Origin of the sequence: Streptococcus mitis (genome assembly GCF_005144795.1) — a bacterium.
Lineage (GTDB): Bacteria > Bacillota > Bacilli > Lactobacillales > Streptococcaceae > Streptococcus > Streptococcus mitis_BB.
In genome coordinates, this window is sequence record NZ_SWFJ01000011.1 from 44,568 (window position 1) to 63,484 (window position 18,917).

The window sequence follows — 18,917 nt, forward strand, 5'->3', positions numbered from 1 at the left end:
GGTCCACTGGATCTTCTTCGCTTACCTGTTTCCATGCTCGGGGTAAAAAGACTAAACTCAGTAACAACTAAAAAACAAGTTTTTCATCTAGTTACTTGACGTAGTCGCTGTCTGGTTTAAAATGCGCTCTAGCAAGCTTTTTCAAACCTAGTCATCGTTGCGGGGGTGAGACGACGAAATCGAACTCTGTGAGTTAACGGACCTTCTCTCACTTTCTTATTTCAAGGTGAGAAGCTGAAAACCTCCACTGGAGGTTCTTCTTGCTTTTTAATTTCAGGGCAAGAAGCTAAAAAGGTCCCCCGGACCTTCTTCGCTTTCTCATTTCTAGGCTCAGGGTAAAAAGGTCCACTGGACCTTTTCACTCCCAAAAGTCATCGAATACGGTGATGGGTAGGTGGCGTTTATGTTGGCCTTTGTGCCACCAGTTTTCGATTCTTGCTTGGGCTTCTGGGCTGATTGTTTTGCCTTCTAGGTAGTCGTCAATCTCTTCATAAGTGACTCCGAGAGCCACTTCGTCAGCTAGACCTGGTTTATCTTCTTCTAGGTCTGCTGTTGGGATTTTTTCATAAAGGGCTGGGTCTGCACCAAGTTCCTGCAAGAGTTGTTTTCCTTGGCGTTTATTGAGGCGGTAAAGAGGGAGAATATCTGCACCACCGTCACCAAACTTGGTAAAAAAGCCTGTGATATTTTCCGCAGCATGGTCTGTTCCAATGACCGCTCCGCTATGGGAACCAGCAAGGGCATACTGAGCAATCATACGGCAACGAGCCTTGATATTGCCCTTGTTGAAGTCTGAAACAGGGCTTCCTGTAGCTTCAACTGCAGCTGTCATGGCATCGGCCGATTCCTTGATATTAACTACCAAACTGACATCAGGCTGGATAAAGGCTAGGGCTTTTTGAGCATCTGCTTCATCAGCTTGCACTCCGTATGGCAGGCGGACAGCGATAAATTTGTAGCTGTTATCTCCCGTTTCTGCTCGCAGTTCTTCCATAGCTAATTGGGCCAAACGACCTGCCAAGGTTGAGTCTTGTCCCCCAGAAATCCCTAGTACAAAGGTTTTTAGGAAGGGATGTTTTTTCAGGTATCTTTTTAAGAAATCAATAGAACGACGGATTTCTTCCTGGGCATCAATCACCGGTTTCACGCCCAATTCTTGGATAATCGTTTCTTGCAAACTCATTCTTCTTCTCCTTCACCGAGGGCTTCCCTGCGCATTTTGTCTATCAAGTCCATCTTGTCTTGCCATACATCACGCGCCAAATCCACTGGATAATGCTGCGGATTGAGCACACGCTTGTACTCATCCCAAAGCTTGTCAAATTCCTTACGAGCATAATCCTGAATCTCAGTCAAGCTAGGCAGGTTGTAAATCAATTTTCCGTCTTTGAAGATATCCACCAAGAGAGGAACAGCGTCAAAATTACGAACGGTCTTCTTGATGTAAGTATAAGTCGGATGGAACATCTTAATTTCTGTCATGTCGCTCACATCCACACCATCATAGGTAATGTAATCGCCTTCTGACTTGCCTTTTTCACGACTGGTTATACGCCACACCTGCTTCTTACCTGGCGTTGATACTTTTTCCGCATTATTAGACAGCTTAATGGTATTGCGCATATTACCATTTTCATCTTCAATGGCCACAATTTTATAAACTGCACCAAGAGCTGGCTGGTCATAAGCTGTAATCAGCTTGGTACCCACGCCCCAGACATCAATCTTGGCCTTTTGCATCTTGAGGTTTAGGATGGTATTTTCATCTAAATCATTAGAAGCATAAATCTTAGCCTCTGTAAATCCAGCCTCGTCCAATTGCTGACGGACTTTCTTAGAAATGTAGGCAATATCCCCTGAGTCAATCCGCACACCCATAAAGTTAATCTGATTACCCAGCTCACGCGCCACCTGAATGGCAGCTGGCACACCAATACGAAGGGTGTCATATGTATCCACAAGAAAGACACAATTTTTGTGGGTCGCAGCATAAGCCTTGAAAGCTTCATAATCGTTACCATAAACCTGTACCAAGGCATGGGCATGGGTCCCCAAAACAGGAATGTCAAAGAGTTTACCAGCGCGCACGTTGCTGGTTCCATTGGCACCACCAATCACCGCTGCGCGTGTTCCCCAGATGGCCGCATCCATCTCTTGAGCCCGACGTGTCCCAAACTCCATCAAGGGTTCATCTTCTATAACCGAACGAATACGAGCTGCCTTAGTCGCCACCAAGGTCTGGTAGTTGACGATGTTCAAAAGAGCCGTTTCGACCAACTGACATTGGGCTAGAGGGCCTTCCACCTGCACAATAGGCTCATTGGCAAAGACCAAGTCCCCTTCTTGGGCAGAACGAACGGTCAGCTCCAACTTGAAATTGCGGAGGTAGTCCAAGAATGCCCCATGATAGCCTAGCGATTCCAAATAGGCAATATCACTATCTGAAAAACGCAGGTCTTCAAGATAACTCACAATTCTTTCCAAACCTGCAAAAACCGCATAGCCGTTCTTAAAAGGCTGTTGTCGGAAATACACCTCAAAGACCGCCTTTTTATTGTGAATCCCCTGGTCAAAGTAAACCTGCATCATGTTAATCTGGTACAAGTCCGTGTGCAATGTCAAACTATCATCTGGATACATACTTTTCCTACTTCCTTAGCTAGAAACCCATAAAAATTTTCAAAAACTTTCATGTATTCCAATAAATTAGTACTATTATATCACATTTTATCTGGATTGAGAAAAGAGTAACAAGCTATTCACCACTCTCCAGTTCATCCATATCTTGTTCAAACTTTTTCTGAGCCCATTCGCCATAGCTCAATGCAATATATAAATGTCATTTTGTAAAATTTTATTAACAAAAAACTCTCTACCATAAAAAATAGAGAGTGTTAAGTTTAAATATAGGATTTCAAAATATCGACGACATCACTTCTTTTCTTAACCTTATAGACCTTGATTCCCAATTTCTCAGCTACAATTGTATTGTCCTTCATATCGTCTAGAAAGACTCAATTTCTAGGTTATAACTGATATTTATTGATAACTACTCATATCCATCAGTCCAACTCCATACTTATGTGTGAGTTTCTATTTGTATTATACCTTCATATTCACCTTACAGATTCTTTTGGTAATAATATCTTTGCCCAATGTAGGGATAGTCTTGCAAAGCAAAGACTTCCTTGTAGCCATGCCTTTTATAAAAATCTGGAGCTTGAAACTGATAAGTATTGACAAAAGCAAAACGACAGTTTCGATTCTTGGCTTCAGTTTCTGCTTGCTGCAACAGTTTTGAACCGATTCCTTTCCCTCTCAGTTCCTCTTTTACAAATAAATACTCGATTTCTAGCCAATTTCCAAAAGTCTCTGCTATCAAACCTGCCAGGAGATTGCCCGTTTCATCTTCGACATAAAGATTAAGTGGCTCACTTTCAGCTTCTTCTCTTTTTGAACGGTTATAAACACGAATCAGATTCCCTATTTCTTGTGATTTATGGGATTCCTTATTTTCCAATCTAAAGTACATCTAAACCTCCTTAAACACTGTTACAGCTTGATTATAGTCTTATTTCAATAGACTGTCAAACTATCAAAAACCCACCAACCTGAGTTGATGAGTTTCAAAAAAGAGTAACAAGCACACCCGATATGGAGATGTTTGTTGCTTACTTATGAAAGCTATTTACGATAATACAAATGCAACTTTCTTTTTCAATTTTTATCCCTCTTTTTTCTTTAAAGCAATTCCTAATCCTGCTAAGAAGGCATATCCTAATAAAGCTAGTAGGCTCACTTGACTTCCAGTATTTGGCAATGCTTTTTGTCCAGCTTCTTCTTGGGCTGGAGATGGAACTGCAGGCGCTTGGTAGCTTGGTGCTGGTCCCACAGGTTTCACATCTTGGTTACCAGCCTGACCTGGCTCTTTGCCTGATTGCTCATTCTTTGTTTCATCTACCTTAGGCAATTTATCAAGTGGGAATTCTGGTAGTTCTGGTTGGATTAGACCTTCACCATTCACACCGCCTTTGAATTCTGGTTGTTCTGGAATGAGTGCGTCGTCGATTGTTTTACGAAGGAGAAGTTTTTGATACTCTCGTTCGGATTCGTCTTTTGCTTTACGAGCCTTCTCTGCTTCGTCTTCTTTTTGTCTCACATCACGTTTCAAGTCATCTACGTGTTTGCAAAATTCATCGAACTCGTTTGACTTCACTTTCAATTTAGATTCCAAGCTGACTTTGTCTTTACTCAAACGAAGGGTTTCTGCCAATTTGTCTTTTGCTTTTTGAAGGTTGTCTTCTGCGTCTTTCAATTCTTTGTCAGCTTTCAAACTCTCTATCTTCGTATTTTCCAAGTCTTTGTCTTTTTGCTGACTTTCGGCTAATTTCTTAGCCAATTCTTTGTCTGCTTCTTCTTTTGCCTTGCGAGCTTTTTCTAAACGAAGAGTTTTGGCGTTGTCGTTAAGTGTTGCTCGTTCTAGCTTACGTTTAGCATCTTCTGCCTTTTCTTTCGCTTTTTCTAGCTCTTTAACAGCTTCGGCACGTTTTGCTTCTTTAGCTGGTGTTTCTGATACTTCTTTTTCGAGGTCGGCAATGCGTTTCTCAATTTCTTGAAGTTCTATTTTCACTTTCTCTAAGTTGGCGTCAGCAGTCTTCTTATCAGCTTTGGCTTTTTCCAATTCTGCTTCGACTTGCCCCTTGTCTTCTACTGTTGGTGTTAGAAGGTTTGCTTTAGAGTTTGGTCCATAGAGTTCCTCGAATTTAGCTTTGCGGAGTTCTGCATCACCGTTATCGATAAGACTTTCTTCAGAGACGTTCAAAACGTGAATTCGGAACAGGTGTGTGAAATCAGGTAAATTCAGGTCTGTTAAAAATTGTCCACCTTTGATGATTGATGTGTTCACCCCTAAAGTATCGTCTTGTAGCAGGCTATAAAAGTGACCATATCCACCGGTCAAGTAACCTTCAGCAAAGAAGCTCATAAAGGTCTTCGTCATGTGTGCGATTAGTTCTCGGCTGGTCATTTTATCTGACCTCATTGGAATATTCATGAGATTCTCATAATATTGCCCATTCGTCTCAACACCTGGGTCTGCTGAGACTTTTAATCCTCGTTTTCGAGCAACTTCATTAATCCCTCGCCCAAAATGCCCATCACCTTGGTAGTCATTATCTTTATAGATTTTTGCGACTTCTTTTGCGAAATCTTTGTCGTTTGTGTTGAGTTTAGCTTCAGGTAATCCTAATTGTTTACGAAGACTGTTCAAAAGAGTAATGAATCGATCATTCAATTCATCTACAATATCTTGAGGTAGGTTGTTTGGGTCATATTTAACATCATTTCCCCCATCTTTGCTTCCATTCTCGTTAATGTTACGAATACGTTCCATCCAAGACTCATTTGTATCACGGTCGAGTTCCGTTAACTCATTTTCTAGTCGTCGAATATCTTTACGATAGTCTTTCATCCACTCTTCATGACGAGCGCCCCATTCGTCATACGCTTTGTTAATTTGTTCCACATCCATACCTGTCGTATCTGGATATGATTCTGGATATTTTTCCATATAACGTTTGATAAGCTCTTTAGCTTTTGCGATCCATTCTGGTCTTGCAGTGACATCTGTTGGGTATTGAGCAATTTTCAGCTTTTCTTCCGCATCTTTGACAGTTTTTTCCACGTCTTTTACAAGACCTTCTTTTACGGTTTTATCTGTATCTTTATCAGCTTTATTTTGACGCTCTTGGACTTTCTTAGATTCACGCTGTTTGTCATCTTCTTTTGCTTTTTCAAGCTCTGTTTCCGCATCGCGTTTGGCTTGGTATTTCACAAGGACATTTTTATCGGCATCCTCTTTTTCTTTTTGAGCTTTGCCTTTCGCGGTTGGGTCATAGTTGTCTTCTGCATCTTTCAGCTCTTTGTCAGCTTCGTCGGCACCTGTGCGGACCTTCTCAAGTTCACCTTTCGCACGTTTTGCTTCGTCAGACTTTTTGCCAACTTGGTCAGCCTTATTCTTTGCGTTCACGTCTTTGTCCGCTTTAGCCTTTTCTTTCGCGTCTATATCATCTGTTTCATATTTGATTTTCTCAGGTGTAGCTTCTTTTGCCTCCTCATATTCTTTTTCAAGAGCTTCTTTTTCAACCTTTTTAGCTTCTTTGTCTTTTTGGGCTTTATCAAGCTCATCTTTGGCTTTGCCAGCATCTTTTACTTTTTGGTCAGCATCTTTAGCTCTATCCACCGCGCGTTTTTCAGCGTCAAATAGGTCTTTGTTTGTGACCTTATCGTTGACCGCAGCAGTTACTGTGTTTTCAGTTGGCGCTTCAGTTGCAAAGACTGTTGGGGCAGTTGCGGCAGCTCCAAGTGATGTTGCAAGAGCAGCAGTTGTCATAATTAGGGACTTTTTCATCCTTATCTCCTTTACTTTTGATTGACTTGATTATACAGTAAATAATCCCCTTTTTGGAGATTTCTACCAAAAATAGTAGAATTTTATCCCCTCCTCCCGGATTTTCCAAAAAAATCTACTAAAAACAGTAGTTTTTTCAAAAATGGAGAAATTTAAGTTATAATAAAACCAATAAAAATTAAGGAGACTATCATGGAATTCAAACACTATGGAGAAATCATTCAAAAAATACGTCAAGATCGCAATATGAGTCTCAAAGAAGCTGCTGGTAACTCCATTACTCCCAACAACCTCAGTCGTTTTGAAAAAGGACTCGCTACTGTTAAAGTCGATACTTTTTTTGAAATTTTAAGCAAGTTTAATTTAGATGTAGAAGACTATATAGAAGTATTACACATTCATGATGAGGATGGCCAAAGAGCCAAACAATTTTTAAATGCAATATTTAAATTAGATCAAACGAAAGCTAAACAAATACTAGGAAAGAAAAGTGACTGGGGAAATATCTTAGAGTATTACACACTAAAATTATTTCTTGCAAATCACGTACATAAAAATAAAATGGATGAATTGACTCCTGATGAACTAGAAGCTATTAATTACTTGATCAACTATATCTTTAGTATTGATACTATTTATATTCGTGATTTTATTATTATTGAAGCTCTTTTTGGATTTAATGAGCAATTGTTTGAGTTAAAATTCCTTGAATACCTCGAAAAACTAATTATTAAGGGATTGGAAGAAGCTAAGTATAAAACTGAGAATTCTACTCGTAGATATGCTTCAACTGGAAAGCTTTTAATTAGAGCATATTCTCGCTATGGATATTATGATAAAGCTGAAAAACTTATCTATAGGTTGAAGATAATACTATCTCAAGAAGTCAGTTACGAAACCTCATTACTTCCACTATTCATTATAAACATATATGAAGTATACAATCTACTTCGACAAAATAACCCAAAGGCTATTGAATTGGCTAATACTGTCATTCATTACATGGATGCCCAAAACGAACTCTTCCCACTAGCATGGATGTTTGAAATAAAGAACACATTCATCCAAGACGTTCAACTACTGAATAAAACTGGCATTCCATTCCCTATGAATGATTGCGAGTAGCTATCAACATCAATCTGGAGCAAAATGTTTATAACTTCAAAACACCAAAGTCACTTGATTCTGGTGCTTTTTTGACTTGATTTTAAAGAAAAAACCCACCAATCTGAGTTGATGAGTCCTTAATCTATTTTCTAAATTTCCACTGGCTATAAATACCGAAACCGATAATCCAGATAGCTGAACCGATTGCTCCGACAAATGTAGACTCTTGTAAAAAGAGGGTTACAAAGACAAAGGCAAAGAAGAGCATGGTTAAGGGATTTAGGAAACGATAATGAGGCATGAGATATCCATCTGCCATAAAGTCCTGTGATTTGCGGTATTTAAGGTGAGCCACCATAATCAAGATATAAATGGCGATATAGACACCTGATGATGATGCCGTAATCAAGGCAAAAGCATCGGAAACACCTGGCAAGATATTGATAAAGGCTGCTAGAGCAATCAAGATTGCTGAAGCAATGATGGCATTTTGTGGCACATTGTGGCGAGAAAGAGTATCTGCCTTGATAGCCTTTAAGAATGGATTTGGTGAATCATGGGCAATCTGGTACAAATGACGACCTGTTGAGTAGAGAGTTGAGTTAAGAGCAGATGCTGCTGACGTCAAAACGACGAAGTTAATTAAGGCCGCTGCCCACTTGATACCTGCCAATTCAAATACTGTTACAAAAGGAGAATCAGCTGAAGCAAGTTCACGCCACGGTATAATAGCCATAATGGCTAAGAGGGCACCTCCATAGAAAAAGGCGATACGCAAAGGAATTTCCTTAACGGCTTTTGGCAAGACCTGGCGTGGATTTTTTGTTTCAGAAGTTGTTACCCCGATAAACTCAATCATGAGATAGGCAAAGAAAACCATCTGGAAGGCCATGACAAAGTTAACTCCACCATTAGGGAAGAGGGAGAAATTGTCAGCAATATTAGCCAAACTTGCTACTCCATGTGGTGTCTTAAAGCCTGTCAAGACCATAAAGACTCCTGTGGTAATCATAGCTAAAATAGCCACAATCTTGACCATAGCAAACCAGAACTCAACTTCCCCAAAGAGCTTCACCGCAATCAGATTGACCAAGGCTAGAATAGTTAAAAATCCAATCTCAATCATCCAACTTGGCCAGCTAGGGAACCAGAACTGAACATAGTGAGAGATCGCAGTGATTTCCGCCATACCGATAAAGACAACGGATAACCAGTAAGACCAAACTGAGAAATACCCCCAGCCCTTACCTAAATGGCGCGTGATAAAGTTGATAAAGGTATGTTGCTCAGGGTCTTGGTAGAGCATTTCTCCAACCGCACGCATCATGAGGAACATGAAGGCCCCTGTAATCATATAAATCAGTACAATGGAAGGACCTGTTAGGCTAATAGAGCGACCTGCTCCCAAAAAGAGTCCTGTTCCGATTGTTCCAGCGATGGCCATAACCTGCACATGACGATTAGTCAGACCACGCTCCATCTTATTTTTTTTCTTCTTTGAACTCATATCGTCTCCAATTCAATTTAAAATGGAAAAAGGAGTGAGTGAAGCGCACAGCCTCCCCACTCCTTTTTTCTGTTTTTAGGCTGTTTTTTCAACCTTTAAGATTTTTACATCATAGCTACCAACAGGTGTTTCAATGGTTGCTGTATCACCTGTTTTCTTGCCAATCAAGGCTTGTCCAATTGGGCTTTCATTTGAAACTTTACCTGCAAAGGCATCCGCACCTGCTGAACCTACGATAATATATACTTCTTCCTCGTCCTCACCAATTTCTTGGATAGTGACTGTTTTACCAATCGCTACTTCGTCTTGGGCAACTGAGTCGCTATTGACGATTTCAGCATAACGGATTTTTGTTTCCAAGCTAGAGATTTGTCCTTCAACAAAAGCTTGTTCATCCTTAGCTGCTTCGTACTCACTGTTTTCAGAAAGGTCACCGTATGAACGGGCAATCTTAATGCGTTCTACCACTTCTGGTCGGCGGACCAATTTCAATTCTTCTAATTCTTTTTCAAGTTTTTCCTTTTCCGCTAGGGTCATAGGATATGTTTTTTCTGCCATTTTTCTCAACTTTCTTATTTAACTTTTAAAGCAAAATTATGTGGCGAACCACATAATTTTAGTTTGCACTACTTGATTGGGATAATTTGCTGTTGATATGCTGTGCAACATTTTTATCATGTTCATCTTTGGTTGTTGCAAAGTAAACTTTTCCATCTTCAACATTGGCCACAAAGTACAAGTATTCACTCTTTGTTTGGTTAACACTTGCTTCAATAGCATCAAGACTTGGGCTATCAACTGGCCCAGGCATAAGACCCAGACGAGTATAGACGTTAAAAGGTGAATCAATATTTGTATCAATTCCAGCATCATCGGCTAAACTAATTTTCTGACCAAGTTTTCCTTGAGCATATAGAATAGCAATATTACTTTGAAGTGGCATACCAAGGTTCAAACGGTTATAGAAAACACCAGCAATTTTTTTGCGATCTTCTGTCTGAGCACCTTCTTTTTCTACAAGGGATGCAATCGTCAACAGTTCATTAACCGTCAAATTCTTTTCTTTAATCGAACTATAATAGTTTGATAAGGCCTTATCCATAGCAGACAGCATCTCATCAATCAAACTTTCAATAGTTGTGCTTTCCTTGATAGAGTAGGTTGCTGGGAAAAGATATCCCTCCAAACGATAACGAACACCCGACTCTTTTGTTGGCAAGCTTCCAAGCAAGTTTGGATACTTAGCTACCTCTTGAGCAATAAAGGTTTCATCTTGAACTTTTGTCAAGAAGGCATCTGCCGTAAGAGCTTCCTTAAAATTACCTTCAAGTTGTCCCACTGCTTGTGCGATTTGATCAATCGTATAACCTTCTGGAATTGTCAAGCTCGCAAGAGATGGGGCCTGAGGTTCAGGTGTACCACCTTTTTGCAATTCTTTAATCAAATCATCCGTACTCATACTCTTCATCAAGTTATAGTATCCTGATTTGAAATCAGAGTAATTTTTGTACTTAGCATACAAGCTGAAAATAATTCCATGTTTGACCAAACCAGATTTTTCCAAAGTATTCCCAATTTCTTGGACATTGGAACCTTCTGGAATTTGAACAGTAACATACTCCTTAGAATTCGCATCAATTGGTTTAAATGAATCTTGAATATAGACATAGCCAAAATAGCCACCAAGAGCAACAACTACCAAGAATAACAGGAAGCCAACAAGACATCCTTTCCCTTTTGACTTCTTCTTAGCAGTTGATTTTGTAGCTTCGCGACGACTACGTCTCGGAGCACTAGCTAGGCTGTCTGTTAATTCAGCTGACTCAGATAGATCATTATCCTGTGCAGGAGTACTAACTTCTTCCGGTTGTTTACTTATTTTATACGACACCGCAACCTTTGTTGGAATCTCGTTAAATTCTTTGTCTTCGTTAAGCTTTACAGGTTCTACTTTCGGTTGAACTGGCTCAAAAATAGGTTCTACAGGTTCAACTACAGGCTCAGTAGCCGCTTTAATTTTAGATTCTGCAACTTCTTCATTTGCTGCAATTTCATCCGAAATATCATTTGAACGTGACGGAACACTAGGAGCGTTCTTTAATATTTGATCCACAACAGAGAGAGAATTAGCCATCAACTCTTCTGCTGAAGGTTCGTGGTCCTGAGTTGACGGAACTACTGAATCTTCTGGAGACGAAGGAGTTTCAAAACTTGTAATCTCGTTTTCTTGCTCACTTCTATCTTGTTTTTTTACTCTCTCTAAATCACGTAAAATCTGCTCTTTAAAGCTTAATTTTTCTTCTTTTGGATTTTCACTCAAAAGATTTACCTCCTTGTTGACAGTCCATAATATTATATCTTAAAAACGAAAGAAAAGCAACCTAGCATGCTTTTCTGGCTTATTTTTTATACTCAATGAAAATCAAAGAGCAAACTAGGAAGCTAGCCGCAGGTTGCTCAAAACACTGTTTTGAGGTTGTAGATAAGACTGACGAAGTCAGTCACATATATACGGTAAGGCAACGCTGACATGGTTTGAATTTGATTTTCGAAGAGTATTAGCTTCCCAGACCATATCATACCAAGTTTCCCCTGCAAAGGTTGACTGAGACAGACCTTCATTGACAAATCCATGCTTTTCGTAGTAGGCGATGAGATAGTCATGACAGGTTAGATTAATGCCTTCTCTTTCGTGTTCAAGAGCCAGTTCTTTCAAGGCTGTTAGTAATTTTTGACCAAGTCCAAGGCCCTGTGCTTCTTTGGCAATAGAAAGACAGGTTACAGAGATATAGCCACCAGGCTCATGACTATAATCTTCTATCTCTTCTGTAAAAGACTGATCTTGCAGATGGCGGTATGGTCCAACTGGCCCTTCTATATACCCCATGATTCTGCCCTCTTTTTCTGCAACCAGAAACGAGGTCTGAATTTCTCGCAAATGCGCCTCAAAAACAGAGCGAGGAATGGCTTCTTCAACCGAGAAATTTTCTAGTTCAATCTCAACGATACGATCCAAATCTTCTAATCTTGCTTTCCTAATTTTCATTGCGCCTCCAGATAAAAGAGATTAAACCAAATCATACTAAAACCTTGACTAGCTGCATAAAGCGAATCTGTCTCTTCTTCATCAATAAAACCGTTCATTTCAAAATAGGAAAGAAGCTCATCAGGACTCTTCAAACGAATAGCTTTGTAATCCAGTTCAACTGCCACATCTTTCAAAGCCGCAAGAAGAAGCGTTCCCAAACCCTGTCTCTGATGGTCAGTATCAATGACTAAAGAATGTATTTCTAGACATTGCGGATTGTGTGGGTAAGGACCACCTAGAACATAGCCCAGAAGCTGATTTTCATCCCTAGCTAGAAGAAAGGTATCCGCACACTTACGGATACTTTCTTCTAAAATATGGGAAGGTTGCTGCTTTTCAGCTGGAAAAGATGAAGCCTGAAGTGTCTCTATCTCAGTCAAATCAGACTTACTTGCCTGAATGATCTTAATTGGAATTTCCATGAGAACGTCCTATTGAACATTGCTTGTCAAGTTAGACAAGAGACGCTCAAATGAGTATTCATAGGCTTGGATATCTCCTGCTCCCATAAAGACATAGACAGCATTGTCATGATCAAGGAGTGGAGAAACATTTTCAACAGTAATCACTTGGTGTTTCTTATTGATTTTATTGGCTAGGTCTTCCACTTTAACATCACCATGATCTACTTCACGAGCAGATCCATAAATTTGCGCTAGGTAAACTGCATCCGCTTGGTTCAAAGCGTGGGCAAAGTCATCCAACAAGGCAATGGTTCTTGTAAAGGTATGAGGTTGGAAGACTGCCACGATTTCCTTGCTTGGGTATTTCTGACGAGCCGCATCCAAGGTCGCAATGATTTCTGTTGGATGGTGGGCAAAGTCATCGATAATCACCGTGTCATTGACAATTTTTTCAGTGAAACGACGCTTAACACCAGCAAATGTTTTCAAGTGTTCACGCACCAAGTTCAAATCAAATCCTACTGTGTAAAGAAGACCAATAACGGCTGTCGCATTCATGATATTGTGACGACCAAAGGTTGGAATGTGGAATTGCCCTAATTCTTGACCACGGAAATGAACTGTGAAGGTTGAACCAGTTGTTGAACGAAGAAGATCACTAGCGACAAAGTCATTACCTTCTGCTTCAAAACCATAATAATAAATCGGAGCATCAGACGTAATCTTGCGCAATTCAGCATCTTCACCGTAGATAAACAAACCTTTGGTAATTTGTTTAGCATAGTCGTTAAAGGCATTGAAAACATCCTCTAGACTTGTGAAATAGTCTGGATGGTCAAAGTCAATGTTGGTGATAATAGAGTATTCTGGGTGGTAAGGCATGAAGTGACGCTCATATTCGTCAGATTCGAAGACAAAATATTTAGCATTGGCTGAACCACGACCAGTCCCGTCTCCAATCAAGAAGCTAGTATCTGTAATGTAAGACAAGACATGAGATAACATACCTGTCGTTGAAGTTTTTCCATGCGCTCCTGCTACTCCCATGCTAACAAAATCACGCATAAAGCTACCTAGGAACTCATGGTAACGTTTGTAGCTAATGCCATTTTGGTCCGCATAGGCAATTTCGACGTTGTTATCTGGACGAAAGGCATTTCCAGCGATAATTTCCATATCACCGTCTAGATTCTTTTCATCAAAAGGAAGAATGGTAATCCCTGCCTGCTCAAGACCACGTTGAGTAAAGTAGTACTTTTCAACATCTGATCCCTGAACCTTGTGCCCCATTTGGTGCAACATCAAGGCCAAGGCACTCATCCCTGATCCCTTAATTCCGATAAAATGATATGTCTTTGGCATGTTTTCTCCCCTATTCTGTAATTCTGGTCAGATTCAACTCTTGGGCAACCCGACGTTCTTGTTCTGTTTGTTTACTTTTTTTATTGTAGATTTGGCTCTTCTTCAGAAAATCATAATTATTTTTCTTTGGACCTGAAGTTTCTTTTGGCTCAGCTTGAGTCGAAATATTGCTCACTTCTTCCGCCAAGATGTAATGAGACTGGGTCAATTTTTGACTATATTTGACAAATTCACCAGGATTTTCCTTTTGGAAAGGCGCGGTAGGTTGATTCCCCTGTCTAACCAGACTTGGCTGAGAATGGCGTCTTGTAGGAGTAATATCCTTAGTCAGATAACTTGCTGAGCGTTTCTTTTTCAAATCCGCACGCGCTTCTTCACGCGCTACCTCCGCATAGCTCTTTCCTTCTTTTTTAACTCCTAAACCAGACTTCTTAGGTTTCTCTACTGGCTTTTCAATGGGTTTTTCTGGTCTTTCTTCAGTAATAGGGGCCCACTCCAGATAATTCTTATCACGGTATTCTCCCTTGATATTACTGATAAAATCAGATTCATCGTACAAGTTCATGACTGGCATTTCAGTCAGTATGACCTCATCATCTGACACCAATGGAAATCGTTCTTCTCTCATTTTCTATTTCCTTTCAACACTTCATTATAGCGTATTGTCTTGATTTTTCAAGTGCTGGCTTCAGAAATTCCCAAAATTTCTCTAATTTCTGCTAGGGTCAGACTGCCACGTGACTCTGTTCCATCCAATACTTGTGACACCAGATGTTTCTTTTGTTCTTGGAGTTCCTGAATTTTTTCTTCAATGGTTCCCTTGGTCACCAAGCGATAGACCTCAACCGTTTCTTCCTGACCCATTCGATGGGCACGGCTAATAGCTTGCGCTTCCACCGCAGGATTCCACCAAAGGTCAACCAAAATCACTGTATCAGCACCTGTCAGGTTCAGACCGACACCACCAGCCTTAAGAGAAATCAGAAAGGCATCTCTTTCTCCTTGATTAAAGGCCTTGGTCATGTCTTGTCTTTCCTTGGCTGGGGTTGAACCCGTAATTTTAAAGGATGTCATGCCCAAGTCTGGCAGTTCTTGTTCAATTTTCTCCAACATTCCCTTGAACTGCGAGAAAATCAAGACACGGTGTCCACCTTCTGCCACCTGGACCAGAAGATCTCGAAGACTATCCAGTTTGCCACTGGCTCCCTGATAATCTTCCATAAAAAGGGCAGGAGTGTCACAAATTTGACGCAAACGCATCAGACCAGATAAGATCTCCACCCGACTTCGCTGGAATTCCTGATCTGAAACTTGAGCTAGACGGTCACGCATCTGTTGTAACTGGGCTAGGTAGATAGCCTTTTGCTGGTCTTCCAGTTCATTCTTATAAACCACTTCAATCAAGTCTGGCAATTCAGTCAGAACTTCTTCTTTCTTGCGTCGCATCACGAAAGGTTTGATAAACTGAGCAACGCGCTCAGCTGGTAATTTCATAAATTCTTTCTTGCTTGGCAAAAGTCCTGGCATGACGATTTGGAAAATAGACCACAGCTCACCCAGATTGTTTTCAATCGGAGTCCCTGATAGAGCAAAAACTGACGGCACCACAAATTGTCTCAAGGTCTGGGCAATCTTGGTCTGGGCGTTCTTCATGACCTGAGCTTCATCTAAGAAAAGGAAGTCAAAGGACATCCCCTTATAAAGCTCACTGTCCTGACGGAAGGTAGCATAACTAGTCACATAGATTTGATGGCTTTCAGCAAGAATCTCTTCACGACTAGCTTTCAAGCCATGAACAACAGCCACATCTAACTGTGGAGCAAATTTCTGAAATTCATCCGCCCAGTTGTAAATCAAACCTGACGGAGCTAAAATCAAAACCCGACTTTCTTTTGTCACTTGACTGGTCAAAAAAGCAATGGTCTGCAGGGTTTTACCAAGTCCCATATCATCAGCCAAAATCCCACCAAAACCATAATGATGGAGCATCTGCAGCCAGCCGATTCCCTTTTCCTGATAATCTCGTAAATCAGCCTTAACCTGAGTTGCCTGTCGAGGAAAATCCTCTGGATGCGTCAAATCGTGGGCCAGATTCTGAAATTCTTGTGAAAAAGAAACACGGTCACGCCCTTCAAAAAGATGAGCTAAACTGTAGGCCAAGGGTTTTCGAGCCTGCAAAGCCCCATCTTTTAATTCAAGCTGCCCCAGTTCCTGTAGATTTTGGCGAATTTTCTTGGTTTCTTCATCGAAAAAGTAGACTTGATTAGACGCATCAATGTAAAAATCTTGATTGGTAACCAAGGCCTGCATGGCTTGGTCGATTTCCTCCTGGGCAATATCTTGAAAATCAAACTGAATTTCCAAGAGACCTCCCTTGGAAGCAATCTGCACTTGAGGGCTTGCTAGGTTATAGAGTTCTTCTAACTTGTCTGATAAATCAACATTCCCGAGTTTTTCAAATACTGGAATGATTTCGTGGAAGAAATGATAGACAGACTCCGCTTTTAAGGCCTGACGCCAAGATTGAAAGTCTGCTTCAAAGCCCGCTGCCAAACAGACTTGGAAAATTCTTTCTTCTAAGTCAGCATCACTCGAAAATGGTAATTCTTCTAACTCTTGTCGGCTAGATACCTGTCTATTTCCATAATCAAACTGAATTTTTAAACGAATCCGATTATCCTCTTCCCTGTCAAAGTAAAAAGAGGGTGCAAAGGATTTAATTTGTAAACGTTCAGGAGCTAAAACGGTGCCCATCTGGCCAAAGAGCGTTAGACAAGAAGCCAACTTATCTCTGTCACTGCTATCAAATTGCAGGTATTTCTTTCCATGTTGATCCAAAGGTAGCGCTTTGATTTCCTTGAGAAGACGCATCTGCTGGTCTGTTAGAAAATAAACCTGTCCTTTATGGAAAAGCACAGCTCCCTGATAAAAGACATTGACCCTTGGACTCTCACTGATTTCCATTTCAAAATAATCCGAGTATTCTGTTACTGTAAAGGCGAATAGATTGGCATCAGCATGCAAATCCTTAAAAAGTAGGATTTGGTAGCTATCCACTTGATGGTCAAATTGAAAATGGGGCAAGGCCATCAGTAAATTCACACCCTGCTCAAAAAAGGTCTGAGGAAAAAAGAGGTGTCGACCTTGGTTTTGGAAAAAGAGATCTGAAGCCTGTCCTTCCTCCATTAGTCCGCGTAAGAAAGTCAAAAGCTCTTGACTTTCCTCATTAAAGGCTTCCCAAGATAGAGACTCCTCATAAGTTTTACCAATCATATAAGGTTTTCTCTTCTCGATAACTTTTAAAAAGAGTGGAATATCCCGAATGACATAGTATTTTTGACTATTAATTTGCCCGATTCTCAGCGTCCACAAGATACGATTGGTTCCTGCTTCCACCTGACCTACAGCCGATAACTCATAGGCTCGGTCTGATTTTGGAGATAAGATTCGGTCCAAAAATTTTCCACCCAAGGTCACCTTGGTTTCAACGGCCTCTTTTTCTTCATGACCTTCTTCCAGCCCCTGCAAGATTTCCTGACCACGCTCATCATTTTTTAGAAAATGCTCCAGAGCTGCCAAATGCACACAGTAGCCCCTCTTTTGGAAAAAATCGCAAGCACAAAAAACCAAATCATCCTCTAAACTATAGCGCAGTTCTTCTTCTGCAACGCGAGCGTAGAGGCGATTGTTCTTTTCCTTGATGATATCAACCTTACCAGTTTCATAAAGGGCAACGCCTTCGATACGGACTTTCCCCGGAATCAATTTAGCCATATTTTTACCTTTACCTTATCTTTTTATTATACCATATTTTCCCCTATGAAAATAGCCTTCTAGGGATACTTTTCTCCTAGAAGGCTGGGTTTTTAACGTTTGGCAAAAGTCGTCACAATTCGCTGACACACTTCTTGCAACAAAGATTTAGGCATGGCTACATTGAGGCGGGCATGGAGACTTCCTTCCTCTCCAAAATCCAAACCACGGTTGAGGATAACCTTGGCTTCATTTCTCAAAAGCTCTTGCAATCTTTCATCAGTCAGGTCATAGGCTGAAAAATCAAGCCAAATCAAGTAGGTTCCTTGCGGTTTCATGACCTTGATGTTGGTTTCTTTTCCAAATAAATCTACCACATAATTAATATGGTCTTCAAAGACTTGCTTGAGTTCCTCTAACCAATCCTTCCCATAGCGATAGGCAGCTTCTGTCGTCAAATAACCCAAGCCTGAAATTTCATGCTGGTTATTGGCCAACTGGCGTTTCTGGTAAGTCAGTCTCAACTTAGGATTTTCAATGACGGCATAGGAATTTTTTGTTCCAGCGATGTTAAAGGTTTTAGTGGCACTGCTCAAGACAACCGCAAATTCTTTAAAGGCAGGATTGATGGTATTAAAAGACTGGTGTTTGTGACCAAAGAGGGCCAAATCTTGGTGAATCTCATCCGAAACCAAGAAAACACCGTGTTTTTGGCAGAGTTGGCCAATCTTCTCCAACACTTCCTTTTCCCAAACACGTCCACCAGGATTGTGAGGGTTACAAAGAATATAGAGTTTGATCTCCTCTTCCACCAAATCCTTTTCAAGTCGGTCAAAGTCAATCTCAAACAGACCATCCTTTTCCACCAAAGAATTGGTAATCAATCTACGGTTGTTCAACTTGACACTGCGAGCAAAAGGTGGGTAGACAGGCGTGTTAATCAAAACCGCTTCGCCTTCTTTTGTAAAGGCTTGAATAGCTGTTGAGATTGCTGGTACCACACCCTCGATAAAGACAAGAGCCTCTTTATCAAAGTGGTAACCGTGTTGTGTAGCTTCCCACTTTTGAACTTCCTTAATTAAATCATCACTGGCATAGGTATAGCCATAAACCAGTTGATCCGCATAAGTTTGCACGGCTTGGCGGATTTCAGGCAAGACTACAAAGTCCATATCCGCTATCCAAGCTGGCAAGACTTCACTATCCGTTTCTGCCTCTTTCCATTTATAGGTATGGTGCCCTAAACGATTGGGCAGGCTTGTAAAATCATATTTTCCCATCTTCGTC

At 40.7% G+C, this 18,917-nt stretch carries 14 protein-coding genes; 1 reads left to right on the forward strand and 13 read right to left on the reverse strand.

The annotated features are described in order from the left end of the window. Nucleotides 1-358 precede the first annotated feature (358 nt). From nadE to FBF73_RS08310, 4 genes are all read right to left on the reverse strand, one after another. Nucleotides 359-1,183: an ammonia-dependent NAD(+) synthetase gene (gene nadE, locus FBF73_RS08295; protein WP_136937516.1), complete on the reverse strand. Its 825-nt coding sequence runs from the start codon at nt 1,181-1,183 to the stop codon at nt 359-361. Then, nucleotides 1,180-2,640 (reverse strand): nicotinate phosphoribosyltransferase, encoded by a 1,461-nt coding sequence (locus FBF73_RS08300; protein ID WP_136937517.1) that lies wholly within the window; start codon nt 2,638-2,640, stop codon nt 1,180-1,182. The genes nadE and FBF73_RS08300 overlap by 4 nt, the downstream gene beginning before the upstream one ends. 481 nt (nt 2,641-3,121) lie before the next feature. Continuing rightward, entirely contained in the window at nt 3,122-3,532 is a 411-nt protein-coding gene (locus tag FBF73_RS08305; protein WP_125411260.1) for a GNAT family N-acetyltransferase, read from the reverse strand. Between the two features lie 192 nt (nt 3,533-3,724). Beyond that, nucleotides 3,725-6,409, reverse strand: a complete 2,685-nt coding sequence (locus FBF73_RS08310; protein ID WP_136937518.1) for an SEC10/PgrA surface exclusion domain-containing protein — start codon at nt 6,407-6,409, stop codon at nt 3,725-3,727. Nucleotides 6,410-6,601: 192 nt separating this feature from the next. Here FBF73_RS08310 and FBF73_RS08315 point away from each other — a divergent pair, with 192 nt between their 5' ends. After that, nucleotides 6,602-7,534 carry a helix-turn-helix domain-containing protein gene (locus FBF73_RS08315; protein WP_136937519.1) on the forward strand — a complete coding sequence of 311 codons (933 nt, stop codon included), beginning with the start codon at nt 6,602-6,604 and terminating at the stop codon, nt 7,532-7,534. A gap of 124 nt (nt 7,535-7,658) precedes the next feature. On the opposite strand, the gene FBF73_RS08320 is transcribed toward FBF73_RS08315, so the two are convergent. From FBF73_RS08320 to FBF73_RS08360, 9 genes are all read right to left on the reverse strand, one after another. Beyond that, nucleotides 7,659-9,023, reverse strand: a complete 1,365-nt coding sequence (locus FBF73_RS08320) for an amino acid permease (RefSeq protein WP_169435203.1) — start codon at nt 9,021-9,023, stop codon at nt 7,659-7,661. 75 nt (nt 9,024-9,098) lie between these two features. Then, nucleotides 9,099-9,581 (reverse strand): transcription elongation factor GreA, encoded by a 483-nt coding sequence (greA, locus tag FBF73_RS08325; RefSeq protein WP_000818750.1) that lies wholly within the window; start codon nt 9,579-9,581, stop codon nt 9,099-9,101. A 58-nt stretch (nt 9,582-9,639) separates the two neighbouring features. Continuing rightward, nucleotides 9,640-11,343 (reverse strand): endolytic transglycosylase MltG, encoded by a 1,704-nt coding sequence (mltG, locus tag FBF73_RS08330; RefSeq protein WP_136937520.1) that lies wholly within the window; start codon nt 11,341-11,343, stop codon nt 9,640-9,642. 177 nt (nt 11,344-11,520) lie between these two features. Then, nucleotides 11,521-12,069, reverse strand: coding sequence for a GNAT family N-acetyltransferase (locus FBF73_RS08335; protein WP_136937521.1), 549 nt, complete (start codon nt 12,067-12,069; stop codon nt 11,521-11,523). Next, on the reverse strand, nt 12,066-12,533 hold the full coding sequence (locus FBF73_RS08340) for a GNAT family N-acetyltransferase (RefSeq protein ID WP_136937522.1): 468 nt from the start codon (nt 12,531-12,533) through the stop codon (nt 12,066-12,068). Before FBF73_RS08340 ends, FBF73_RS08335 begins: the two co-directional genes overlap by 4 nt. A 9-nt stretch (nt 12,534-12,542) precedes the next feature. Next, nucleotides 12,543-13,877, reverse strand: a complete 1,335-nt coding sequence (gene murC / locus FBF73_RS08345) for a UDP-N-acetylmuramate--L-alanine ligase (RefSeq protein ID WP_136937523.1) — start codon at nt 13,875-13,877, stop codon at nt 12,543-12,545. Between the two features lie 10 nt (nt 13,878-13,887). Beyond that, on the reverse strand, nt 13,888-14,505 hold the full coding sequence (locus tag FBF73_RS08350) for a cystathionine gamma-synthase (RefSeq protein ID WP_136937524.1): 618 nt from the start codon (nt 14,503-14,505) through the stop codon (nt 13,888-13,890). A gap of 47 nt (nt 14,506-14,552) precedes the next feature. Further along, a complete protein-coding gene (locus FBF73_RS08355; protein ID WP_125411253.1) occupies nt 14,553-17,651 on the reverse strand; it encodes a DEAD/DEAH box helicase in 3,099 nt (1,032 codons plus the stop codon). 92 nt (nt 17,652-17,743) lie between these two features. Continuing rightward, complete coding sequence (locus FBF73_RS08360; protein WP_136937525.1) at nt 17,744-18,910, reverse strand: MalY/PatB family protein; 1,167 nt, start codon at nt 18,908-18,910, stop codon at nt 17,744-17,746. Nucleotides 18,911-18,917: the final 7 nt, after the last annotated feature.